At 71.2% G+C, this 22676-nt stretch carries 18 protein-coding genes; 5 read left to right on the top strand and 13 right to left on the bottom strand.

The features are described 5' to 3' along the window. Nucleotides 1-194: hypothetical protein (locus ACLQ29_RS33490; RefSeq protein ID WP_425775377.1), on the bottom strand; the 194-nt coding region annotated here is incomplete at its 3' end. Between the two features lie 620 nt (nt 195-814). Then, entirely contained in the window at nt 815-2698 is a 1884-nt protein-coding gene (locus ACLQ29_RS33485; RefSeq protein WP_425775376.1) for a Xaa-Pro dipeptidyl-peptidase, read from the bottom strand. Between the two features lie 329 nt (nt 2699-3027). Here ACLQ29_RS33485 and ACLQ29_RS33480 point away from each other — a divergent pair, with 329 nt between their 5' ends. Both ACLQ29_RS33480 and ACLQ29_RS33475 read left to right on the top strand, forming a co-directional pair. Continuing rightward, nucleotides 3028-6381, top strand: coding sequence for a S8 family peptidase (locus tag ACLQ29_RS33480; protein ID WP_425775375.1), 3354 nt, complete (start codon nt 3028-3030; stop codon nt 6379-6381). 126 nt (nt 6382-6507) lie between these two features. Continuing rightward, the gene (locus ACLQ29_RS33475; RefSeq protein ID WP_425775374.1) at nt 6508-7164 is read left to right on the top strand and encodes a DUF998 domain-containing protein; all 657 of its coding nucleotides are present in this window, start codon (nt 6508-6510) and stop codon (nt 7162-7164) included. 4 nt (nt 7165-7168) lie between these two features. Here ACLQ29_RS33475 and ACLQ29_RS33470 read toward each other — a convergent pair whose 3' ends face one another. The 5 genes from ACLQ29_RS33470 to ACLQ29_RS33450 form a co-directional block, all read right to left on the bottom strand. Continuing rightward, entirely contained in the window at nt 7169-7669 is a 501-nt protein-coding gene (locus ACLQ29_RS33470; RefSeq protein WP_425775373.1) for a DUF2231 domain-containing protein, read from the bottom strand. 142 nt (nt 7670-7811) lie between these two features. Next, a complete protein-coding gene (locus tag ACLQ29_RS33465) occupies nt 7812-9083 on the bottom strand; it encodes an SGNH/GDSL hydrolase family protein (protein WP_425775372.1) in 1272 nt (423 codons plus the stop codon). 25 nt (nt 9084-9108) lie between these two features. Then, entirely contained in the window at nt 9109-9858 is a 750-nt protein-coding gene (locus tag ACLQ29_RS33460) for a hypothetical protein (protein ID WP_425775371.1), read from the bottom strand. 43 nt (nt 9859-9901) lie between these two features. Beyond that, a complete protein-coding gene (locus ACLQ29_RS33455) occupies nt 9902-10948 on the bottom strand; it encodes an SEC-C metal-binding domain-containing protein (protein WP_425775370.1) in 1047 nt (348 codons plus the stop codon). Nucleotides 10949-11013: 65 nt separating this feature from the next. Next, nucleotides 11014-11844: an NAD(P)H-binding protein gene (locus tag ACLQ29_RS33450; RefSeq protein ID WP_425775369.1), complete on the bottom strand. Its 831-nt coding sequence runs from the start codon at nt 11842-11844 to the stop codon at nt 11014-11016. A gap of 103 nt (nt 11845-11947) precedes the next feature. Between ACLQ29_RS33450 and ACLQ29_RS33445 the strand changes: the two genes are divergently transcribed. Beyond that, nucleotides 11948-12865, top strand: coding sequence for an AraC family transcriptional regulator (locus ACLQ29_RS33445; protein WP_425775368.1), 918 nt, complete (start codon nt 11948-11950; stop codon nt 12863-12865). Nucleotides 12866-12945: 80 nt separating this feature from the next. Further along, nucleotides 12946-15015, top strand: coding sequence for a phosphocholine-specific phospholipase C (locus ACLQ29_RS33440; protein WP_425775367.1), 2070 nt, complete (start codon nt 12946-12948; stop codon nt 15013-15015). Between the two features lie 106 nt (nt 15016-15121). Here the strand turns inward: ACLQ29_RS33440 and ACLQ29_RS33435 are convergent, their stop codons facing one another. Beyond that, complete coding sequence (locus ACLQ29_RS33435) at nt 15122-16114, bottom strand: helix-turn-helix transcriptional regulator (protein WP_425775366.1); 993 nt, start codon at nt 16112-16114, stop codon at nt 15122-15124. Nucleotides 16115-16218: 104 nt separating this feature from the next. Here ACLQ29_RS33435 and ACLQ29_RS33430 point away from each other — a divergent pair, with 104 nt between their 5' ends. Continuing rightward, entirely contained in the window at nt 16219-16692 is a 474-nt protein-coding gene (locus ACLQ29_RS33430; RefSeq protein ID WP_425775365.1) for a VOC family protein, read from the top strand. Nucleotides 16693-16712: 20 nt separating this feature from the next. Here the strand turns inward: ACLQ29_RS33430 and ACLQ29_RS33425 are convergent, their stop codons facing one another. The 5 genes from ACLQ29_RS33425 to ACLQ29_RS33405 form a co-directional block, all read right to left on the bottom strand. Then, the gene (locus ACLQ29_RS33425) at nt 16713-17549 is read right to left on the bottom strand and encodes an aldo/keto reductase (protein WP_425775364.1); all 837 of its coding nucleotides are present in this window, start codon (nt 17547-17549) and stop codon (nt 16713-16715) included. A gap of 42 nt (nt 17550-17591) precedes the next feature. Further along, nucleotides 17592-18524, bottom strand: coding sequence for a hypothetical protein (locus ACLQ29_RS33420; RefSeq protein ID WP_425775363.1), 933 nt, complete (start codon nt 18522-18524; stop codon nt 17592-17594). Nucleotides 18525-18537: 13 nt separating this feature from the next. Next, the gene (locus ACLQ29_RS33415; protein WP_425775362.1) at nt 18538-20103 is read right to left on the bottom strand and encodes an AAA family ATPase; all 1566 of its coding nucleotides are present in this window, start codon (nt 20101-20103) and stop codon (nt 18538-18540) included. 1 nt (nt 20104) lies between these two features. Further along, nucleotides 20105-20674, bottom strand: a complete 570-nt coding sequence (locus ACLQ29_RS33410) for a hypothetical protein (protein WP_425775361.1) — start codon at nt 20672-20674, stop codon at nt 20105-20107. 202 nt (nt 20675-20876) lie between these two features. Continuing rightward, nucleotides 20877-22646: a hypothetical protein gene (locus ACLQ29_RS33405; RefSeq protein WP_425775360.1), complete on the bottom strand. Its 1770-nt coding sequence runs from the start codon at nt 22644-22646 to the stop codon at nt 20877-20879. Nucleotides 22647-22676: the final 30 nt, after the last annotated feature.

Raw genomic sequence — 22676 nt, 5'->3', positions numbered from 1 at the left:
GTTGCGGTGGTCTGCCAGGTATAACGACCCGGCCCGGCCGCCGATTCCGCCGCCGGGGTGGCCCCGACCACCCGACACCCCCACCCAAACCCGACAATCGGCCCGGCGCGCCCACCGGCGATACGGACACGGCGGACGATGGAGGTGATCGACTCGCGTTCCTGAAAGTAGCGGAGTCCGAGCGCCGGAAACACCGCGACCTCATGAAGGCCGAGTGGATCATGCTGGTCTGCGCCGTTCGCACGCCCCGAACCGGTCCGAACCCCGGGGCGGCGCGTTGTCTGGGTCGGCCTGGTTGGGGTGGCGCGTGTGGTGTGGTTCGGCTTGGCCCGGGTCATCCCGTCGTGCGGAAGCTCGCGTCCCGCAAGATCGTGCTCGATCCAGGAAACAGGCCCTCCTCACGCCACGAGCCACTACATCCAAGATCGAGCACGATCATGCGGACTTGGGCAGGGCGCTGGGCCGGTCCGACGCGGGGTGAGTGTGCCGGCGAACCCGGCACGGCGGACGGATGGCGTGATCGACTCGGGTTTGGTGATATCGCGGCGTCCCGGCGGCGGGGACACCCCGACATCAACGAAGCCGAGTGAATCACGTCGCTGCGTGTTGGCCGGCGACACCTGCGCGGCAGTACGGGCGGTGCGACAGCACGGGCGGTGCGACAGCGGCGCAGCGGTCGCGACATGCGGTCGCGACATGCGGGTGGGGCAGCCCGAACGCGTCGGACTGCCCCACCCGGGAGCGCGGAGATGAATCGTCGGGCAGGTCGAGCGGGACCAGCCCGTGCGGCCCCGCCCGGGAGCGCGGGGGCGAATCAGAACCCGAGGACGCTCCGCCCGCCGACCACCGGCAGTCGTAGTTCGCTGTCGTTCGGGGCTACCCGCAGCTCGGTGCCGCCCAACGGCAGGAGGGTGTACTCCTGGTCGCTGGAGAAGACGACCACGCCGATCCGGTGCCCGGCCGGGAAGATGTAGTCCTTCGGCTCCATGGTCCACCGGTAGTCGTACAGCTTGCCCTGCCTGACCGGCTCGGTGCGGGCGGCGCTCTTGCGGTTCTGCGGGTCCATCCAGCCCCGGGTCACCACGGTCGGGGCGGCGGTCGACCCGGCTGGGCCGTAGTCGACCAGGTACGCGGTGAGGTTCGCGTCGGGCTTGTTGTCGATCGCCATCCGCAGCCGCATCTCCGGACGTCCGGAGATGCGGACGTCCGACGTCAGCGCGGGGGAGCGGTAGGCGAGCCGGTTCGCGCTCGCCGTGTCGGGGTTGGCGACCAGGGTATCCGGGTGGATGGTCCGGCCCTCGTCGACAAAGCTCTGCTCGATCTTGCCCTTCGGTGGCTTGCCCGTGGTGAGCGCGCCCGGGGCGGTGGCGTCGGTGGCGGCGAACCGCAACCCGACCGCACGGGCCGCCGGGTCAGGCCAGTTGGCGTACGTGGTGTAGGCGCGGTCCTCGCGTTGGAGCACGGCGGTCGGCTCGTCCATGATGCCGTTGCGCACGTTCCACAGCCAGAAGTCGAACCAGCGGTTCTCGGTCTGCTTGTAGGTCCACGTCTGGCCGCTCGGCAGGGTCACCGACGCGCTGCTGCCCGGGCCGCCGTGGCCGCCCTGGTGCAGCCAGATCTTGCGCGGCACGTCGCGCTTGGCGAGCTGGTCCCACCAGCCGGCGAAGTGCTCGGTCTTGACGTTCCAGTCGTTGAGGCCGTGCACGACGAAGACGCTTGCCGTGACGTTGCGGGCGTCGAGGTAGTCGCGGTCGCGCCAGAAGTCCGAGTAGTCGCCGGTGACCCGGTCCTGCTCCGCGGTGATGGTCGCGAGTTCGTCGGCGCAGGGTCCCTCGGCGCGGGCCTGGCCGGCGGTGTACTGGGCCAGGATGTCGAGGTCCTCACCCTGGAACGTGCCGGGGGCGACTACCAGACCGTTGGCCCGGTAGTAGTCGTACCAGCTGCTGATCGCGGAGACCGGCACGATGGTCTTGAGTCCCCTGACCCCGGTGGTGGCCACCTGGTTGGGCAGCGTCCCGTTGTAGGAGACGCCGGTCATGCCGACCGCGCCCGTGGTCCAGCCGGCGGTGATCGGGGCGCCGTTCGCGTCGTATCCCAACGCCTGGCCGTTGAGCCAGTCGATGACCGCCTTGGTGCCGAGGGTCTCGGCCTGGTCGCCGCTGGTGGGGCAGCCGTCCGAGTCGCCGGTGCCGACGCTCTGACCGAGCACCACCGCGTACCCGCGGGGCACGTAGTAGTCGTCGAGCGAGCCGGGCAGGTTGGCCTTCGCCTGGGCCCGCTGGGCGCCCGCGTCGAGCCCCAGACGCCCGGCCCGGTCGGTCCGACCGTTCTGCGGCAGGTCGTCGACGAGCACGCTCGGGTACGGCACGTCACCCCAGGTGCCCTTGCGGTACGGGCTGTGCTCGAAGATGACAGGCACCTTGAAGCCCTGCGTGGCGGTTTCGCGGGGACGGGAGATGTCGATCGCCACCCGGTCGGGCCGACCGTCGTGATCGGTGTCGACAGGGGTCTGGACAAATACCCGCTCCTCGATCGCGTCGGCGAGCGAGAACACCGGTTGGGTCATGCCGTCGCTGACCACGATGCCGGTGGGCGTGGCGGTCGTGGGCGGGGCCGCGGTCGCGGTGGGGGCCGCGGTCAGGACCAGGGCGCCGGACACGCCGACGCTCAGGAGTGCCAGATGGCGGGGTCGACGCATGCGCGTCTCCCTTCGGTTGGGCTGGTCGCCGGGTCTCGGCAGGGGCCTATCTCGAAGATCCATTCGTGGCCATGCTAGGTCCGGGCTCGGGTCCCGTCGATGCCTTCGAACCGGGATGTGCCCTTTATTCACAATGTGCCGTTCTGGACGCCGAGGACGGCAATCGAAACGTCATCGAACCGAGCCGGACGGTGACACGCTGCGGAAATCCGGGCCACACCAGTGGAAAAACCTGTCGTCGAAGACCTCCGAAGATCACGTACTCGTGCATATGATCTTGCGGGAAGTCGCCCGAAGAGGCGCTTTCGTCCACATAAGACAGGAGCACCATGCTCAGGAAAACACGGTGGCTGTTGGCCGTCGCCGTCACGGCGACGACGCTCACCGCCCTACCGGGCGGCACGGCCACGGCGGGACCCAGCGGCATCGGCCGGACCGGCCCACCCGCCACCTCTGCTGACGGCAGGACGCACACCGTCACCCTGCTGACCGGGGACGTGGTGACCGTCCGCAGCACCGGCTCGGGATGCCCGCACGCCACCGTCCGGCCCGCCGACGAGAACGCGGTGATCCGCCAGACCTGCGGCCCCGACGGGCACCTGCACGTCATCCCGGCTCGCGTCGCGTCCCAGATCGGTTCGGTCCTCGACCCCGACCTCTTCGACGTCACCACGCTGATCGCCGACGGGTACGACGACGACAACACCGCGGAGCTGCCGCTCATCGTGCAGCCCGCCACCGCGTCCGCCCGGGTCGCCGCGCTCGGTGACGTACTGCCGCTGCCCAGCATCGGCGCGGTGGCCGGCCGCGTACCCAAGAAGAGCCCGGCCACCGCGAAGCTGGCGACCACCTCGCTGCTCGCCGGCGCGAAGAAGGTCTGGCTCGACCGCAAGGTCCGCGCGACCGCGCTGACCGGCGGTGGACAGCAGCGGGACCTCGACCGCAACCTGGGACAGATCGCCGCACCCGAGGCCTGGAAGTCCGGCTACACCGGCGCCGGCGTCCGGGTCGCGGTGCTCGACACCGGCGCCGACTTCACCCACCCGGACCTGGTCGGCCGGGTCGTCGACAGGTCTGACTTCACCGCCGAGGGCGGTGACGCCGTCGACCACAACGGCCACGGTACGCACGTCGCGTCGACGATCGCGGGCACCGGCGCGGCCGCGCACGGGCAGCGTCGCGGCGTGGCGCCGGACGCCAAGCTGGTGATCGGCAAGGTCCTCGACGACCGCGGCTCGGGCGAGGACTCCGGGATCATCGCGGGCATGGAGTGGGCCGCCGCCCGGGCCGACGTCATCAACATGAGCCTCGGCGGCAGCGACCCGGACGACGGCAACGACCCGCTCTCGCTCGCCGTCGACGGCCTGAGCAAGCAGACCGGCGTGCTGTTCGTCATCGCCGCCGGCAACAGCGGCGGGGCCATCTCCTCGCCGGGCTCGGCCGCCAGCGCGCTCACCGTCGGCGCGGTCGACCGCGACGACACGCTCGCCGACTTCTCCAGCCGCGGGCCGCTCGTCACCAGCAACGTGGCCAAGCCGGAGCTTGTCGCACCCGGCGTCGACATCGTCGCCGCGCGGGCCGCCGGCACCAACCTGCAGGACCCGATCGACACGCACTACGAGGCGATCAGCGGCACCTCGATGGCCAGCCCCCACGTCGCCGGCGCCGCCGCGCTGCTCGTCCAGCGGCACCCGGACTGGACCGGCGCGCAGATCAAGGCCGCGCTCGTCGGCGCCGCCGACCCGCTGACCGGCGTCGACGCGTACGCCGTCGGCGCCGGCCGGCTCAACGCGGCCCGCGCCCTCGGCGGCCCGACCAGCGACCAGGCGGTGGTCAACCTCGGCACCTTCGCGTACCCGCAGTCCGGGACCAGCGAGGCGAAGCTGAGCTGGACCGGAGCGGCCACCCCGGCGACGAGCGTCCTCGACCTCGACGTGTCGGTGGTCAACCACGACGGCCAGCCGGTGCCGCGCGGCGCGGCGTCGCTGTCGACGAACCGGGTGACACTCAAGCGCGGCGCCACCGCCGGGGCGACCCTGCGGGTCGACCGCGCGGCGCTGGCCGCCCGGCCGGGCTTCTACCTGGCCACCGTCACCGCCCGCACCGCCGGCCGCACGCTGGTCGCGACCACGCCGGTGAGCTTCTACGTCGAGCAGCCCAGCTACGACCTGACCATCCGCACGAAGCCGCTTGCCGGTCTGAAGGACGGCGCGGAGAGCTGGATCAACCTCGCGATCACCAACCTCACCGACCCGGTGATCTTCTACGGCGGGGCGGGCGGTGCGCCCGGCGACGACTTCACGCTGCGGGTGCCGGCCGGCCGGTACTCGGTGCTCGGCGCCTCGGTCGCCTACTACGTCGACAGCGACGTGTTGGAGACGACACTTGTCGGCGAGACCGACCTGACCGTCACCGGCAACCGCGGCGTGACGCTCGACCCGGCGCGCGCCAGGCCGGTGACGGCCACTGTCGACGGCGTCGCCACCAAGGCCACCAAAATCGATCTCACGAACGTGCAGACCGCGGCGAACGGGCTGTCCGTGTGGAACCAGGTCAGCGGGTACGGGACCGCGACGGCCGTCCGCGCCTCCGCCCTGCCGAAGCCCGGTGTCGGATCGCTTCGCAGCTGGGCCGCCGTCAACCTCGACGCCCCGGCCGGCACGGCCAAGCCGTACCGCTACAACCTGGTGCACGAGTACCCGTTCGGCGTACCGGCCGATCCCGCGTTCCGGGTGAACGCGGCGGAGCAGGCGAAACTCGCCCGGATCGAGGAACGGTTCCACCAGGCGGACTCGGAGGGGATGTCCACCCAGCTGATCCGCACCGGCTTCACGCCGGACGGGGTGTGGGTCACGGAGACCCACGAGGGCAACCTGCCGCCGTACCGCACCGACTACCTGTCGCCCGGCTACCTCTGGGCCGACGAGGGCGTCTACGGTGGCCTGTCGGCCCAGGAGGCACCCCGCAGCTACCAGCCGGGCAGCCGGCAGGCCAAGGTCTGGGCGCGGCAGCCGCTGCACTCCGGCTGGTACGACGACCCGGCCGGCGTCGGCCACAGCTGCGCCACCGCGCCGTCGCGGACCCGGGGCAACCTGCACATCGACCTGGTGACCCTCACCGACAAGCACCAGCGGGCCGACTGCCTCCAGGGCGACTCGATAGGCGTGAACCGCAAGCTGTCGTTGTACCGCGACGGCAAGCTCGTCGACGAGCGGAATAGGCCGCTCGCCGACTTCACCGTGCCGCAGCAGATGGCGGACTACCGACTGAACCTCGACGTCGACACGAGCCTGATCCTGCCGATCTCGACAAAGGTCACCACCTCCTGGACGTTCCGGTCCGCCGGGCCGGACGGGACGGGAAGTGTCCCGCTGCCGCTGCTCGCGGTGGACTACGCGCTGCCCATGGACACCGCCAACCACGTCACCGGCGCGACCGCCGAGCTGGCCATCCGGCAGGCGCACGGCGTCAAGGCGCAGAAGGTGACGTCGGTGCGGGCCTGGACCTCGACGGACGACGGCGCCACCTGGACGTCGGCCCGGGTCACCGCAAGCGGCGACGGTTACCGGCTCGCCCTGCCGAAGGCCGCCGCCGGGCAGGCCGTCTCGCTGCGGGTGAAGGCCGCCGCGAACGGTGGTAGCGGCATCGACCAGACCATCATCCGGGCGTACCACGCCGGCTGACGGTCGACGCGGTGGTGCGGTTCGGCCCCGGTCGGACCGCACCACCGTTCTGCGTCGCGGTGTCGATCCGGGGTCGCCTCGTTCGTCGTGACGGTGAAACGAGACGCCGACCCGAGAGGTACGTCCATGACGTCCCGGACGACAGTCACCGCTACCCACCTCCGCCGAACGCGACTCCTACTGGGCTGCGGCACGGCAGCCGGCGTTCTCTTCCCCGCCCTGTCGTTCGGGCAGGCGTTCACCCGGTCCGGTTTCGACCTGCGCCGGCACGCCGTGAGCGCACTCACCCTCGGTGACCTCGGCTGGCTGCAGGTCATCGCGTTCGCGGGCACCGGCGTGCTGGCCGTCGCCTTCGCGGTGGGCCTGTGGCGGGCACTGCGTCCGGGCCGGGCCGGGACTGTGGTGCCGGTGCTGGTCGGCGTCTACGGGGTGGCGATGGTCGGCGGCGGAGTCTTCGTCCCCGATCCCGCGCTCGGCTGGCCACCCGGCGCCCCGAGCGGGCTGCCCGAGCAGGCCAGCACGGGCAGCATCCTGCACACGGTGTGCGGCGCGGCCGCGTTCCTGTCGCTCATCGCGGCCGGACTGCTGCTCGCCCGACGTCTCGCCCCCCAGGGCCACCGGGGATGGGCGCTCTACAGCGCCGCCAGCGGTGCCGTCGCGTTCGTGCTCACCGCCCTGCCCTGGAGCGAGGAGAGTGCGAGCATCCGCTTCGCCGTCGGAGCGGTGCTCATCTCCGGCTGGCTCGTCGCGGTGTCCTGGTGGGTACGCGACGAGGTCGCCTGAGGGGTCACTGACCCTCCCAGACCGCCTTCGCGCCGGAGTCGCCGGTGCGGACGACGTAGTAGACGACGATGCCGGCGGCCACCACCGACAGCACCTGCAACGCCACCGTCAACGCCCGACCCGGCCGCCCGTCACCGGTGGCGTTCGCCTCGGCGGCCCGCGGCGGGACGAACCGGACCAGCGCCAGCGCCACGATCGCCAACAGGAGGGTCGCCCAGAACGTGATGTCGCCGAACTCCTGGTGCGCCTCGATCTTCGGGAGGAACTCGGGGGTGATCCGATTGGCCGAGCGCATGCGCTCGAAGAAGGCATCCCCGGAGAGCTTCGCCAACAGGGCGGCGACCGGAGCGCCCACGGCGAGCAGCCCCAGCACCCAGCGGGTGTGCGGCCGGATGGGCGCGACGAGCGCGTAGCCGACCGTCAACAGGGCCAGCAGCGGGACGAACACGACCGCGGCGTGCAGCACCAGAGGGTGGGCGGGGAGGCCCATGAACTCCTCGAACATCGGCGTCTCCTCCGGAGGCATCGGGTGGACGTCAATCGTCCAGAGATGGACGGTATCGGTCGCGCCGGGGCGTGTCAGCCCCCGAGATCACCAGCGGCGCTCCGGCCCGGCCCGCCACGGCGACCGGCCGGGGCCGGAGGGTTCAGCGGTCGCAGCGCAGGACGGCCAGGTCGACGGCATCCGCCATCGCCCGCATGCCCCTGTCGTTGGGGTGGAGATGATCTCCGCTGTCGAAGAGCGGCAGGAGCGCCCGCGGGTCGTGCGGACTGCGGGTGACCGCGTCGAAGTCGACCACCGCGTCGAACACGCCGCTGTGCCGGATCCAGTCGTTGACGCCCTGGCGCACTGCCTCACCTGCGTTGTCGTACTCGGGCCAGCCCCGGTAGGGCATGACCGTGGCGCCGACGACGCACCGGCCCGCCGCGTGCGCCCGGTCGACCAACTGCCGGTAACCGGCGGTGAGGTCGTCGAGCGTGACGCCGGTGTGGGCCTTGATGTCGTTGATGCCCTGGTGGACGAACACCGTGTCGACGCCCGGATGGGAGAGCACGTCGCGGTCGAAGCGGCGCAGCGCGGCCGGGCCGGCGCCGCCGGCGAGCACCTTGTTGCCGGAGATGCCCTCGTTGGCCACCCCCCGCACCGGGCTGTCCGGCGTGGCGTGGAGCCGCCGGGACAGGTAGTCGGGCCACCGACGGTTGGTGTCCGGGCTGGAGGCGAACCCGTCGGTGATGGAGTCGCCGAGGACGACCACCGAGCCGACCGCTGTGGACGTCCGCACGCTGACGGCGTCCAACCAGTACCAGGAGCTGAGCGTCTCGGCCCAGTTGGTCGCGGCCTCCTCGGCGGCGTGATCACCCGCGCTGGCGTACGACGTCTGGAGGGCCAGGATGTGCCCGCTGCGCATGCCCAGCGCGCCGGTGACGTGGAGACTCACGACGAGGTTGCTCGCCGCGGCCAGCTCGCCGGGCAGCGGGTCACTCATGACCACCTCGCCCGCCGGGACGGTGACCGAGGTCTGACCGCCGAACGTCAGCGGCCGGTTGCTGCCCTGGATCAGCTCCGCGCCCTGCCGCTGCAACCCCGCGTAGGCGCTGACGAAGGTGACCGGGTGCTCGCCGAACGCGTTTGTCAGCCGGATCCGCAGGGCGTCCCCACCGACGCTGGTCCGGACGACGAGCCGGTAGCTGCGCTCGGCGGGCCCGGCGCCCAGCCGCTCGGCGCTGGCGGCCCAGGTGACCGCGAAGTGCCGCTGGTCGTGGCTCGCCACCGGCGCCGGGCCCTGCTGCGCCGCCGCCCGGGCCAGCACCGGGGCCGGATCCTGCCGCGCCAGGTGCACCACCAGGGGTACGCAGAGCGCCGTCAGCAGCGCCGCGACCGTGGACGCCGCCACGCGACGGGCCGACCCGGCTCGCATCAGCGGACTCCCGAGGAAGCGGGACTCACCTGAGGCCCTTACCGAAATAGCCGCTCAGCGAGGTCCGCGTGTCGCACGACAGCTCACCCGGGGCCAACTGGATGCGTGCCGGCCGCCACAGCTCCGCACCGTTGCCGGTGACGCGGGCCAGGAGGCAGTCGTACTGCGCGGCCCGCAGGGCGACGCCGACCCGGCCGTTCTGTGCGGTCACCTCAGTCCTGATGGCGGGGTCCAGCTTCAGGCCGTCGATCGCCGCGCGGACCGCGGCCTCGTCCGGGCCGACTGTCGCGAGAGCGCTCTTCAGCCGCTCGTCGACCTCGTAGAGCGACGGGTCCTCGGCGACCTGGATGGGATCGTCCGGCGGGCACTCGATGTCGTCGTCGCGGCGGTCGTCACGCGGGCCCAGCCGCAGGCGGAAGCAGATCGCCTCGTCACTCTCGTCGATCACCGAACCGTCCGCGCCGATCTCCACCCCGTGCCCCGCCACCCGCAGCACCAGCGTCACGCCGGTCCCCCAGTGCGTGTCACCGGTGACCGTGAGCACCGCGACGTCGGGGTACTGGCCGGCCGCGTGCACGTACTTGTCGGCCTGGTAGAGGTGGTCGGCCACGAATGTGGCCTGGACCTGGTCGACTTTCTTCGCGGCGTCGGCCACGGCACTGTCGTGGGTCGGGTCGTCCGGGCGGAGGAGATAGTGCCACAGACCGGCACCGACGAGCGCCACCACCAGCAGCGCGACTCCGCCGACGATTCCCCGCCGTCTACCCTTCGCCACACTCGGGATTATGTCGCAACCGGGGCGACGCCGATGCCCCCGCCTACCGGGAGCGCGGCAGGCAGTCCTTCTTGTACTTGAGGCCCGAGCCGCACCAGCAGGCGTCGTTGCGCTCCGGCGGCCAGGGGATCCGCGCGCTGGGTCGCGCCTGCACCTCAGCCGCGTAGCCGGCCCGGACCGCCGCGTCGCTCGGGTCGCCGTCCCGTCGACCGGCGAACGCGTTCAGCCCGTCCACGCCTGCGCGAAACACGCCCAGCCCGGCCTGACCGGCACCCCGCAGCCGGACCAGCTCCGTCTCCAGCCGGCCCCGATGCGCGTCCCAGTCCGGCCCGTACACCTCGCTCAGCGTCGCGTGCTCGGCGAGCAGCCGATCGAACTCGGCCCGGGGCCAGAAGAGCAGGTCCGACCCGGCGTCGCGGCGCTCTCCGGCCCGGCGCACGAGCTGCGACTCCAGCCGGTCGGCCAGATCGTCCTGCCGATCGTGCGGCAGGTTCAGATTCCGGCGTACCCGGTGCCGCTGTTGCAGGAGGAAGAAGAGGACACCCGGCGCGTCCGGCGGGCCGAGGTCCGCCACCGGGTCGGTCGCAGTGATCGCCTGCCCGGACGTCCCGGCCGCTGTCGCGCGGTCGCCCAGCAGAGTGTCGACCGCCTCGCTCAGCCAGGTCTCGGCGGTCGACGAACGACCGGCCGCGTCCAGCGCGGCACTCAGGTAGGCGGGGGCGTCGGGCCGCACGAGCAGCGACGGGCGCAGCGCGGTCAGCTCCGCCATCGCCTCGTCGTCGCGACCGCCGGCCCGGAACAGGGCCCGGGCCCGCAGCGCCCGCGCGAACCCGGCGCGAGCGTCGTCCCCGGACGGGTACGCCGCCAGGGCCCGCTCCGCGTACCGCAGGGCGGCCTCGGGTCTCGCCCGGATCTCGGCGATCTCGGCGGCCAGGGTCAGGGCGTCGCCGGCGTCGTCCGGATCCTCCAGCCGGCCCTGCTCCGCCGCCTCGGCGAGGTCGGCGGCGACACCGAGCGGGTCGGCCGTCCCGAGCGCCGAGCGGCGTCGTTCGGCGAGGTCAGCCTTGGTGAGTACGTCTCTCGTCGGCACGTCCTCACGGTACGTCGGGGTGCTCGGAGTATGCGGGCAGATCACCCGTTACGCCGCTTGCGGAGCTACGACCACGCGCCGGCCGCCGCGGCCCGAGCGGCGTAGCTGTCGAAGTCGAGGGGGTCACGTCCGAGAACCCGACGCACCCCGTCGGTCGGCTCGGCGAGATGTCCCGCCCGCATCCCGGCGAACAGGGCGTTCAGCGCCGTGGCGGTCTCCGCCGGGTAACCCTCGGCGAGCAGCTCGGCCTGGTACTGCTCCGCCGTGAGTTCCACGTAGCGCATCGAACGCCCGGACGCCGCGGCGATCGTCGCCACCGCTTCGGCGAAGGTGAGCGCGCTCGGACCGGACAGGTCGTACACCTGTTCGTGGTGCCCGGGTGACGTCAGCAGCGTCGCGGCCACGTCGGCGATGTCCTGGGCGTCGACGAACGGCTCCGGGGTCTCACCGATCGGCAGGGCCAGCCGACCGTCGAGCAGTGGTTGGCGAAACAGGTCCTCGCTGAAGTTCTGGTTGAAGTTGTTCGGCCGGATGATCGTCCACTGGATGCCGGACTTCCGCACCGCCTCCTCCGCGGCGACCATGCCCGGGGAGAAGTCACCGACCCGGTCGATCCCACGCCCGGACAGCGCCACGAAGCGGCCGACCCCCGAGTCGACCGCCTGCGCCACGAAGCCGGCGGCCAGCGCGGGGTCCTCCGGGGCCAGCAGGTAGACCGCCGAGGCCCCCGCCAGGGCCGGTCCCCAGGTGGCCTGCCGCGACCAGTCGAACCGCACCTCACCGGAGCGGGAGGCGGCCCGGACCTGCTGACCCGCCGCTCGCAGCGTCCGCACCAGCCGACGACCGGTCTTACCGGTCCCGGCCAGCACGAGGATCGAACCCGCGTCTGTCGTCATGACCACAAGTCAACGCGGCCGGTCGCGCACGGTACATGTGCCGTCGTACGCCGCGCATGTCCGATCGTCCGGGCCCCGTCGTCGGCGATCTATCGTCGATGTCATGGACCCGTTCGACAGTCTGCTGCGGGGCGTGCACGCCGAGGGTGCGGCCTTCGGCCGGTCGGTGCTGACCCCGCCGGGGGCGCTGCGGTTCACCGACGGCGCGCCACTGACGCTCTGTGTCCCCATGCGCGGCGAGGGGTGGATCTCCCACCCCGACAGCGACAAGCCCCGCCTGGTCCGGGTCGGGGAGGCCGCGACCGTACGCGGCCCGGCCCCGTTCGTCTTCTCCGCCGAGCCACGGTCGAGCTTCGCGCCCGGGGAACTCCGCGACGTTCGGCGTGGCCACACCGGCACGCCCGGCACGGATCGCACCGACCGCCTGGTGCTGCTGGTCGGGGTGTACCACGTCCGGGGTCTGGTGCCCCAACGACTGCTGGGCGCGCTGCCGCCGGTGCTTGTCGTCCCGGACGAGCAGGACTGCGCCCCGCTACGCGACTACCTGGACGCGCAGCTCGACGCGGCTCGGCCCGGCCGGCAGGTCGTGCTGGACCGTCTCCTGGACTGGTTGTTGGTGTGCACGCTGCGGGACTGGTTCGACCAGCCGGAGGCCGAGGCTCCCGGCTGGTACCGGGCGTTGAGCGACGACACGGTCGGTCCGGCACTGCGCGCCATGCACGACGCGCCGGGCCGGCCGTGGAGCCTGGCCAGCCTCGCCGCGCAGGCGGGAGTCTCCCGGTCCACACTGGCCACCCGGTTCACCGCGTTGGTTGGCGAACCGCCGCTGACCTACCTGACCGACTGGCGCATGACCCTGGCGGCCGACATGCTTGCCGAATCCACGGCGACGGTCGCCGCCGTGGCGCGGCACCTCGGGTACGCGGACGCCTTCGGCTTCAGCGCTGCCTTCAAACGTGTGCACGGGATGAGCCCGAGCGCGGCGCGGAGCCGGTCGTCGAACGGTCGCAAAACCAACTAACTACTGTCATCTGCCGTCAACCCGCCGTCGGTACCGTCCGGTCGCCAGTTTCTCGACCAGATCGCACAAAAGGCGGAATTATGGGCACGGTGGATCGACGTACCTTCCTCAAGGCGATGGGCGTTCCCGCGATCGGCGCGGCGCTCCCGCTGGACCTCAGCAAGGCGCTCGCCATCCCGGCGAACAACCGGACCGGCTCGATCAAGGACGTCGAGCACGTCATCATCCTGATGCAGGAGAACCGCTCCTTCGACCACTACTTCGGCACCATGCGCGGCGTACGCGGCTTCGGTGACCCCCATCCGGCGACACTGCCGTCCGGCAAGGACGTGTGGCACCAGCCCAACGGCGACGACGAGCTGCTGCCGTTCCGCCCCGAGGTGCAGGATCTCGGCCAGACCTTCCTGCCGGACCCGCCGCACGGCTGGAACGACGGCCACGCCGCCTGGAACGACGGCCGGTTCGACGGGTGGGTGCCGAACAAGGGCGTCCCGGCGATGACCTACCACACCCGCCAGGACCTGCCCTACCACTACGCGCTCGCCGACGCGTTCACCGTCTGCGACAGCTACCACTGCTCGCTGATGGGCCCGACCGACCCGAACCGCTATCACATGTGGAGCGGCTGGGTCGGCAACGACGGCAGGGGCGGCGGCCCGGTCATCACCAACGCGGAGGCCGGCTACGACTGGTCGACCTACCCGGAACGGCTGGAGCGCAACGGCATCTCCTGGAAGATCTACCAGGACGTCGGCACCGGCCTCACCGCCGCCGGCTCCTGGGGGTGGACGAACGACCCGTACATCGGCAACTACGGCGACAACTCGCTGCTCTACTTCCACACGTACCAGAACGCGCAGCCCGGAACACCGCTCGCCGAGAAGGCGAAGACCGGCACGGAGATCAGGACCCAGGGCCGCGACCCGGAGGCGCTGCTCGCCGACTTCCGCGCCGACGTCGAGGCGGGACGCCTGCCGGAGGTCTCCTGGATCACCGCGCCCGAGGCGTACACCGAGCACCCGAACTGGGGGCCGGCGTTCGGCGCCTGGTACATCTCCCAGGTCGTCGACATCCTCGCCGCGAACCCCGAGGTGTGGAGCAAGATGGCGCTCTTCATCACGTACGACGAGGAGGGCGGCTTCTTCGACCACGTGGTCCCGCCGACGCCCCCGCAGACCCGCGAACACGGGCAGTCGACGGTGCCGACCACAAACGAGATCTTCCCCGGCGACGCCGACCACCCGGCCGGGCCGTACGGCCTCGGTATCCGGGTACCCATGGTCATCGTCTCGCCGTGGACGCGCGGCGGCTACGTGAACTCGCAGGTCTTCGACCACACCTCACTGATCAAGTTCCTGGAGGCGCGGTTCGGGCACGGCCGCCCGGATCTGATCGAGCAGAACATCACCCCGTGGCGGCGCGCCGTCGTCGGCGACCTGACCACGGCCTTCGACTTCCGGCACCCGAACCGCTCGCGTGAGGTCAGGTTGCCCGACACCGACGACTTCAAGCCCGAGGAGCTGATCCGGCACCCCGACGAGGTGCTGGTCCCGCCGGCCGACCAGCGGCTACCGAAGCAGGAGCACGGGGTACGCCCGGCGCGCGCGATCCCGTACACCCTGCACGCCGACGCCCGGGTCGACGCCCGTGCGCTCCGGATCGACTTCCGCAACGCGGGCGGGGTCGCCGCGGTCTTCCAGGTCCGCCAGGCCGGCAGCCCGGACGCCCCGCGCAGCTACACCGTCGAGCCGGGCAAGCACCTCACGGACACCTGGCCCGCCACCTCCGGGTACGACCTGTCGGTGCACGGGCCGAACGGGTTCTTCCGGCGGTTCACCGACGGTCGCTCCCATCTCGACGTCACCCCCGAGTACCACGAGCGCGACGACAAGCTCACCCTCACGCTCACGAACCGGGGGTCGAAGCGGGTCGAGGTGACCGTCCGGGACGGGTACCACGCCCGTCCGGTGACGCTGTCGCTGCGCCCCGGCGCGACCGAGCGCGCCACGTGGGCGCTCGCCCGCACCCACGGCTGGTACGACCTGACGGTCCACGTCGCCGGTGACGCCGACTTCGCGTACCGCTGCGCGGGTCATGTGGAGAACGGCAAGGACAGCATCAGCGACCCGGCCCTCGGCGGGCTCGTCTAGGGCGTTCGTCGGCCGGCGTGGGATGACGCTCGCGCCCGCCGGCGGCGGACGTGGTGGTGGCGTTATGACTCAGTGGTAAATCCATACCCCACAGTCATAACGCTCATCACGGCATCCGCCCGCCCGGACGGTCCGTTCCCGGTGTGGCCACGGCGCGGGTGATGCGGTTACCGAGCCGCCGCAGGTGGTCGACCAGCTCCGCTGGCTCGTGGACGATGAAGTCGCACCCGAGCAGCGTGAGTCGGAAGGCGAGCCAGTCGACGGTATCCTCCGGGCTGCGCCAACGGCACGACGTGTCATCGAGCGGCTCCAGCTCTCCGGCATGGTCGCCCAGCCGGGCGACCGCCCGCTCGGCCGGCAACGCGAGCGTCGCCACCGCCCGGAACACCGGTGCCAGGCTGTGCAGTTGGTTGGTCACGAACGCCGACGCGTCGTCGGTGGGCAGCTCGCGGGGCGGCACCCGTACCCCGGTGGTGGTGGTGTGTCCGATGCGGTCGACGCGGAACGTGCGCCAGTCCTCGCGCTCGTTGTCGTAGGAGACGACGTACCAACGACGGCCCACCACGACGAGCCGGTGCGGTTCGACGAGCCGCTGACTCACGCCGCCGTCGCCGTCGCGGTAGTCGAAGCGGACCCGCTCATGGGCCGAGGCCGCCGCCGCGAGGACGACGAGCTGCGCCGGATCGACGAGCGACACCGCCGCCGCGGTCGACGACACGGTGGCCGCGGTGAGGGCGCCGACGTGGCGCCGCAGCCGCGGCGGCAGCACCTGCTGCAGCTTGGCGAGCGCCCGCACCGACGCCTCGGCGATGCCGGTGACCGGTTGCCGGGCCGCGGTGTGCAGACCGACCGCGATGGCCACCGCCTCCTCGTCGTCGAGCAGCAGCGGAGGCATCGCCTTACCCGCGACCAGCCGGTAGCCGCCCAGCGCGCCCAGGCTGGCCTGGACCGGGTAGCCGAGTTCCCGCAGCCTGTCGATGTCGCGGCGCACGGTCCGCGGGGTCACCGCGAGACGCTCGGCGAGTTCGCTGCCGGGCCATTCGCGGGGCGTCTGCAGGAGGGAGAGCAGTCGGAACAAGCGGGCTGGCGTGTCGCGCATGCTCCCATGATGGGTACCGATCTAGGACAATTGCCAGCCTAGATCGGGTCTACCGTCGTCCATCCAGGTGCGCGGACGCCGCACCGGAATGAGGAGACGGACCGATGAGGGTTGTGCCCGACGGCTACCACACCGTGACCCCCTGGATCATCTCGCCGGGGAGGACGGGCGCGCTGATCGATTTCATCGTCGGCGTCTTCGACGCCACCGAACTGGCCCGCATGGAGGTGGACGGGGTGATCGGCCACGCCGAGGTCCGTATCGGGGACTCGGTCGTGATGATGTTCGACAAGCCCCAGTGGCCGGCCACGCCCGCCTTCCTGCGTCTCTACGTCACCGACGACGCCGAGGTGCTCCGCCGAGCCGTCGAACGCGGCGCGAGCGTCGTCACCGAGCCGACCGAACTCTTCTGGGGCGACCGGGTCAGCCGATTCCGCGACCCGCTCGGCAACCTGTGGTGGATCCACCAGCGCGTGGCGGAGCCCACCGAGGAGGAGATGGGCCGACGGCTCGACGACCCGGAGTTCACCAAGGCAATGGAGTACGTCCAGGCTGCCGACTTCTCTCCCCACCGCTGACCATCAGCGGATCGGGTTCGTCAGAACTCCTCGTACACCGCCGGGTCCTGGTCCGCGAGTCGCCCGTCCGGGCGTCCCAGCGCGGTGATGGTCTCGACCTCGCCGTCGGTGAGCGTGATGCCGAAGACGTCCAGGTTCTCGACCTGCCGCTGCGGGGAGGCTGCCTTGGGCAGCGGGATCACCTGACGGGCCACGTGCCAGGCGAGGATCGTCTGCGCCGGGCTGGCGCCGTGCGCGTCCGCGATCTCCCCGATGACCTGGTGCTTCTGAAGGTCGTTGCCGTGGCCGAGCGGGCTCCAGCCCTGCACGAGGATGCCGTGCTCGCGGTGGTAGTCGAGCGCCTCCTGCTGCGGGAAGTACGGGTGCACCTCGATCTGGTTGACCACCGGGGGCACCCCGGTCTCGGCCACCAGCCGGTCGATGTGCTCCGGCAGGAAGTTAGAGAGACCGATGTGCCGGACCAGGCCGCGCTCACGCGCCTCGATCAGCGCCCGCCACGCCTGCACGTACCTGTCGACACTGGGGTTCGGCCAGTGGATCAGGTAGAGGTCGACCCGGTCGAGGCCGGTGCGGAAGACGCTCTCCTCGATGGTGGTCAACGCCTCGTCGTAGCTGTGGTGCCGCCCCGGCAGCTTCGAGGTGACGATCAGCTCGTCCCGCACGTCACCGGCCGACCGGGCGGCCCGACCGACGGCGCCCTCGTTCTCGTAGTTGACCGCCGAGTCGATCAACCGGTAGCCCGCCCGGATCGCCCGACCGATCGCGTCGACACCCGCCGAGCCGTTCAGCCGGTACGTGCCGAGCCCGATCGCCGGCAGGGTGGTGCCGTCGGCTGCCGCAAGATGGGGAATCGTCATGATTGGGACCCTACCCGCACACACTTCTCGGCCCGGTCGGAGTCAGCCAGCCGACGCGCCGAGCGGGTTCAGCCGGCGCGGCACGCACTGATTCTCCAGGGCCTCCGCGCTGAGTGACGGGAACTGCGCGGCGCACCAGGTCGCGACACCCTCCTTCGACGAATCCGGCACGAGCGCGAACGTGACCCAGAGGGGTTGGCCACCGAGTAGCTGCTGTCGTCCGTAGTCCGTGCTGAGCAGCAGGACCAGCCGGGCCTCGCCGGTGAACATCTGCCGCAGGCGGTTGTGCTCGGCCAGGATGTCCTGTGCGTAGAAGGTGTGTGAGCCGTTCTCCGCGACCTGGTTCGGATCCACGATGCCCACGGTCTTCGACGCGAGCTGTGCCGCGTACCGGCCTTCCAGCGACACAGTGGGCAGGTCCTGACCGTTCAGCTCGTGCAGTGCCGACAGGGCCTCGTCCTCCGGATCCAGGATCGTCGTGGCGGAGGGGATCGGCTCCTCCGAAGGGTCGTGACCACCCGGATCCCCGTCGACGGGAGTTTCGCGGGGTTCCGTCGGGACCGCACCGACGGAAGACGATCCTGGCTGGGCGCCACCGTCCTGCCCCACCGCCACCGCGACGGCCACCACGAGCACCGCCACAAGTGCGATCCCCGCCCACATGGTGAGGGTCCGCATCGAGGTCCCGCTCGTGTTCGCGGGCATCACCTCGGGGCCGAGCAGCTCGCCTCGCCACGGCGGTTCGGCCGCTCTCGCGGCGGGCGCCTCGGCGGCGATGTCAACCGGGCGCCCAGCGGAGGCGTCGCCGACGTCGCGGGCGCGAGCGGAGGACGAGTCGCCGGTCGCCGGAAGCTGATGAGCCGACGTCCGCGGAGCAGCCGCCGGTGGATGCGGAGGCACCTCGTCGGCCAGGTCTCCGACGAGGTCACGGACGTTCCAGATCGCCCCACGGTCGGGCTGGTTGTCGCTGCTCATCTCATCCTCCGAGTTACGCGTCGCCAGGAACGATCACTCGACGGCGGGCGCCAGGACCGGCCGCGCCGGGAGTTCCGGCCGCGCCGGCGGGCACCGCCCGATCGCGGCCCCAGGCCCGGATCTCCGCGATCTCCTCCGGGTGCGTGCGGCTGAGCGGATTGGTGTTGACGAAGGTGTCGACGACGAAGTCCGCCCGGACGGTGCCCTTGCCCTCCAGCAGCATCACTTCGTACCCGACCTCGACGAGTGCGGACTCGATGTCGGAGCCGGCGAATCCGTCGGAGAGGGCCACCAACCTCTCCAGCAGGTCCGGGGGTACCTCCTCGTGGACGTACCGACGGTGATAGAGCTGGATGATCTCCGCCCGATCCGTGTCGTCGGGGAGGTCGACGAAGAAGAGCTCGTCGAATCGCCCCTTGCGCAGCAACTCCGGCGGTAGCGACCGGATGTCGTTCGAGGTGGCCACGACGAACACACGGGAGGGCGACTCCTGCAGCCAGAACAGGAACTGCCCCACCAGGCGGCGGCCGACACCTGTCGAGTCGTTCTGCCCGGCCAGCCCCTTCTCGATCTCGTCGATCCAGAGGACGCAGGGGGCCGTGCGGTCGGCCAGGTCAAGCGCCTCGCGCAGCCGAGCCTCGGACTGCCCCACGTACATGCCGAGGATGGCGGCGAAGTCGAGGCGGTAGAGAGGTAACCGCCACTGGGACGCCACCGCCTTGGCGGACAGCGACTTCCCACATCCGGGTACGCCGACCAGGAGCACACCCCTGGGGGGACGCAGCCCGGCGCCACGCAGATCGGAGAGCATGAGTTGGTGACGGCGGTCCAACCAGGTGCGCAGGGAGCTCAGTCCACCGATCTTGTGATCGTTCTGGCCGAGCGGGACGCGTTCGAGGCCCGCGAGGTCGGAGAAGTGCTTGTCCTTGATCTCGGCGAGGCGGTCCACGTCCTCCCGCCGTAGCCGCCCCGCGGCGGCCATGGTCGCCAGGATGTTGATGGCGGTACCTTCCGGCACTCCGACGAGGAACTCGGCCGCGCGCCGGGCTTCCGCCTCGGCCCAGTCGATGGTGACGGCGCCCTGCTGTTCCTTGAGGAACTCGACGACGATGCCGTACATCTCGGCGGCGTTGGGCGGATCGAGCGAGATGCTCATTCCGAGGCGTTGCAGACCGCTCCAGATCGGCGTGTCCGTGATCAGCACGATGCTGCCGGACTGGGTGTCCGCGAGGCGGGCCAGTTCCGCGATGTGCCGGGTGACGGGAGAGTCCCCGCTGAGGTCGTCCGGTTCGACGAACACGATCGTGGCCTGCGCCCGCCGGGTCACCTGAGCCGCGGCGAACTCCATGGCGGCGACAAGCGACCGGTCCTCCTGGACCGGGCTGTTGGTCCGCAGGTCCCGCAGGCCGGTGGCCCGGGTGTAGATCCAGAAGGGAAAGCTTGCTCTGCGCGGGGCCGCGGCGGCTTCCCGCAGGAGGCGGGTCGCGCGCGACTGCTCGGCGCTGCGGATGCCGATGAGCGGGACCCGGGCGGCGATGTAACTGTCGAGATCCCGGCGGGCCTCGTCGTAATGGGACACGCTACTCCTCGGGACGCAGAGGCGGGGGATCGATGAGGATCTGCCGGCGTGGTGGCCGGGACGGGTCGCACGACCAGGCGTCGGTTCGCCGTGGAGCCGTTGCGGTGTGCACGGTGATCGGGTTGTCGCGAAGGGTGCGGAGCCGGGCCTGGACGATCCGGTCGTCCACGCCGGCACGGCGGGCCGATTCGATGTTGTCCAGTAGTGCCTGCTGGGCAGCGCTGATCGCCTCGTTCACCGCGTCGAGGAGTTGGCGCGACAGCTGTGGTGGCAGACCTGGATGAGCCGCGACCGCCCGAATGACGGCGAGGCCCTGCCGGGACTGCGTCAGCGCACGTGCCACCTCGAACTCGTCCCTGGCGTCGGCCATGGCACGAAGGAGCCCGTCGGCCCAGGCGCGCAGACGGGACGCCAACACCTCCGTCATCCGTCGGATCAGCCGAGCCCAGCTGTCGGCCGGGTAATCCTGTTCGGCGAGGAGCGGAAGCTCTCGCGCATCGTCTGCCTGGCCGGCTCGCCACCGGTCCAGGAACGTTACCCAGGCCTGGTAGCCGCTGCCGGTGACTGCCACGCGTCAGTCCTGCCGGGGCCGGCGGACGACCACACCCGGCGGCATCGGCTCCCAGTCGGGAAGCGTTTCGACGATCTGTCGGGCGCGACTCGTCGTTCGGTGCCTCGCCGGGTTCGGCTGACGCGCCCACGGGACGCCCTGCGCCCCGGCCTCCTCTGGCGCGTCGGACGCGGGATCGGTCGTTGGATCCTGAGCTGTCATGTCATGCCTCCTCAAGGCGGCCGACCACGCGCCGCTCGTACGGGCTGCTCGGGGCGCCGACCGTGGCGAGATCGGCGATGAGGGTCTTCACGTCCGCCTCCTTGGCGTCCGCCGCGCTGAACCGACTCGTCCAGTCGCTCAGCTCCGCACCGGCGGCTCGCAGCTCCACCAGCGACCTCTTCGTGGCCTGCGCCACGCGCTCGCGGGCCTTCCGCTGCTCCTCGGCCGCGTCGTCGGCCTGCGACTTGAGCACCATGCCCCAGATCACGCCAGCTCCGAGCGTCACGAGAATGCCCAGCCACAGAGCGCCGACGACGGACACGACCAGCAGGACGAGGAGGAGCACCACCGCCGGCGCGACGACACGCTTGTGCCACTCGAACGTGAGGCCACTCAGGAACCGCTCGGCGTGTCGGTTCCAGTGCGCGCTCAGGGACTGCTCCAGGACCTTCACCGGCTGATCGAAGGAGCCGGTCCACCGCGGTAGCCGCAGCCCGGGCAGGCCGAGGTTGTCGGTGAGGTCGAAGGTCACCGAGACCACGCCGGGCAGCGCGACGCGGTAGTCGCGGGTGAACGCCGCGTGGGACGTACCCATCCAGTCATGGCAGAAGGCCACCGCCAGTCGCTGGGTCTGCGTCGACACGCCGATCTCGTCCGGATTGAGGGCCGACTCCGTCTGGATGGTGAGGTAGTCCCGTGTGTCGTTCAGCGCGGTGGACTCACGCTCAACCGCCCGCGCCTCGGTAAGGCTGCCGCGGGCCGCGACGATCGCCTCGTTGACCACGAGTTCCCGGCGTAGCGGCAGTTCCTCGAAGTCGTACTCCTCGACCAACTGATCGAGGATGTCGTCGATGGCATCCTCGATGCCGCTGCTCGGCGGCACGTCCGCGTTCATCAACTCGCGGTAGCGGTCGACGATCGACTGGTGGGCCTCGGCGCAGGCCAGGGCACGGTGCAACTCGGGCCATTCCGGCGAGGCGTGGGCCAGACGTGGGAAGTCGTTCGCGACCGCGTCGGGCTGGACGTGTGTCTCCATCTCCCGTCGCCAGCGGTTGACCTGGGCGAGCGTGACGGCCTCGTCGTCCAGCAGGAGGCGGTGCCAGCCGTCGACCCGGCCTCGGACGACCTCCAGGCCACCGGGGCCGAAGGCGCCCTGGGCGACCGCCTCCAGAACGACCGCGAACTCGCGGTTGAGTGCCGCCGGGTCCTGCGCCTCGAGGTAGTGCTCGAGCCATCGCACGGCGCTGGATCGTCGTCCCTGCCGTCGAAGCACCAACGTCAGAAACAGCGACGTGTGGCCCGGCGACCGGCGGTACGCCTCCTCCACCGCTCGGACGCACCGGTCCGGGTCGTCTCCCGACCACGCCGCGAGCGCCACCAGCACCGGGGCGAGCCAGTACCGCGGGGTTTGCACCATCAGCTGTTCACCGATGGCGCGGACCGTCTCCTCGCGCACCAGCCCGAGGTCGAACGCCTGCAGCATGCCCACCGCTGTGCGACGAACCACGTCGTGGTGACCGAACTGGTGCTCCAGTTCGCCCTTGAGCTTGAGAATCTTCAGGTTGGCGTCGCTGACACGTGCGTCTCGTTTGGCCTGCTCCACGAACTCCGCGAAATCCGCCCGTAGCTGGAGCAGATCGCTCCGGGCGGCCTCCTGTTTCTGCCCGAGGACGCCGACCCGGGTGTCGACCTGGCCGATGGCCTGCCCCAGGGAGGCGACCAGCTCGTGGGTGCGGTGCATCTGCCGGTGCAGGCTGCTCAGATCAGTCATTGTCTCCGGTCCACGTGACGAGTAGGGGAG

This window comes from Micromonospora sp. DT228 (genome assembly GCF_049841595.1).
Taxonomy (GTDB): domain Bacteria; phylum Actinomycetota; class Actinomycetes; order Mycobacteriales; family Micromonosporaceae; genus Micromonospora.
Note: the sequence above shows the minus strand (reverse complement) of the source record. Positions and strands in the feature narration are given on the sequence as shown.

What these genes read in the sequence shown, in the direction of transcription:
- ACLQ29_RS33435 (WP_425775366.1), bottom strand. Translation starts at nt 16,114, where the DNA reads ATGCGCGACACGCCAGCCCGCTTGTTCCGACTGCTCTCCCTCCTGCAG.
- ACLQ29_RS33470 (WP_425775373.1), bottom strand. Translation starts at nt 7,669, where the DNA reads ATGTTCGAGGAGTTCATGGGCCTCCCCGCCCACCCTCTGGTGCTGCAC.
- ACLQ29_RS33430 (WP_425775365.1), top strand. Translation starts at nt 16,219, where the DNA reads ATGAGGGTTGTGCCCGACGGCTACCACACCGTGACCCCCTGGATCATC.
- ACLQ29_RS33425 (WP_425775364.1), bottom strand. Translation starts at nt 17,549, where the DNA reads ATGACGATTCCCCATCTTGCGGCAGCCGACGGCACCACCCTGCCGGCG.
- ACLQ29_RS33405 (WP_425775360.1), bottom strand. Translation starts at nt 22,646, where the DNA reads ATGACTGATCTGAGCAGCCTGCACCGGCAGATGCACCGCACCCACGAG.
- ACLQ29_RS33480 (WP_425775375.1), top strand. Translation starts at nt 3,028, where the DNA reads ATGCTCAGGAAAACACGGTGGCTGTTGGCCGTCGCCGTCACGGCGACG.
- ACLQ29_RS33420 (WP_425775363.1), bottom strand. Translation starts at nt 18,524, where the DNA reads ATGAGCAGCGACAACCAGCCCGACCGTGGGGCGATCTGGAACGTCCGT.
- ACLQ29_RS33475 (WP_425775374.1), top strand. Translation starts at nt 6,508, where the DNA reads ATGACGTCCCGGACGACAGTCACCGCTACCCACCTCCGCCGAACGCGA.
- ACLQ29_RS33450 (WP_425775369.1), bottom strand. Translation starts at nt 11,844, where the DNA reads ATGACGACAGACGCGGGTTCGATCCTCGTGCTGGCCGGGACCGGTAAG.
- ACLQ29_RS33440 (WP_425775367.1), top strand. Translation starts at nt 12,946, where the DNA reads ATGGGCACGGTGGATCGACGTACCTTCCTCAAGGCGATGGGCGTTCCC.
- ACLQ29_RS33465 (WP_425775372.1), bottom strand. Translation starts at nt 9,083, where the DNA reads ATGCGAGCCGGGTCGGCCCGTCGCGTGGCGGCGTCCACGGTCGCGGCG.
- ACLQ29_RS33485 (WP_425775376.1), bottom strand. Translation starts at nt 2,698, where the DNA reads ATGCGTCGACCCCGCCATCTGGCACTCCTGAGCGTCGGCGTGTCCGGC.
- ACLQ29_RS33445 (WP_425775368.1), top strand. Translation starts at nt 11,948, where the DNA reads ATGGACCCGTTCGACAGTCTGCTGCGGGGCGTGCACGCCGAGGGTGCG.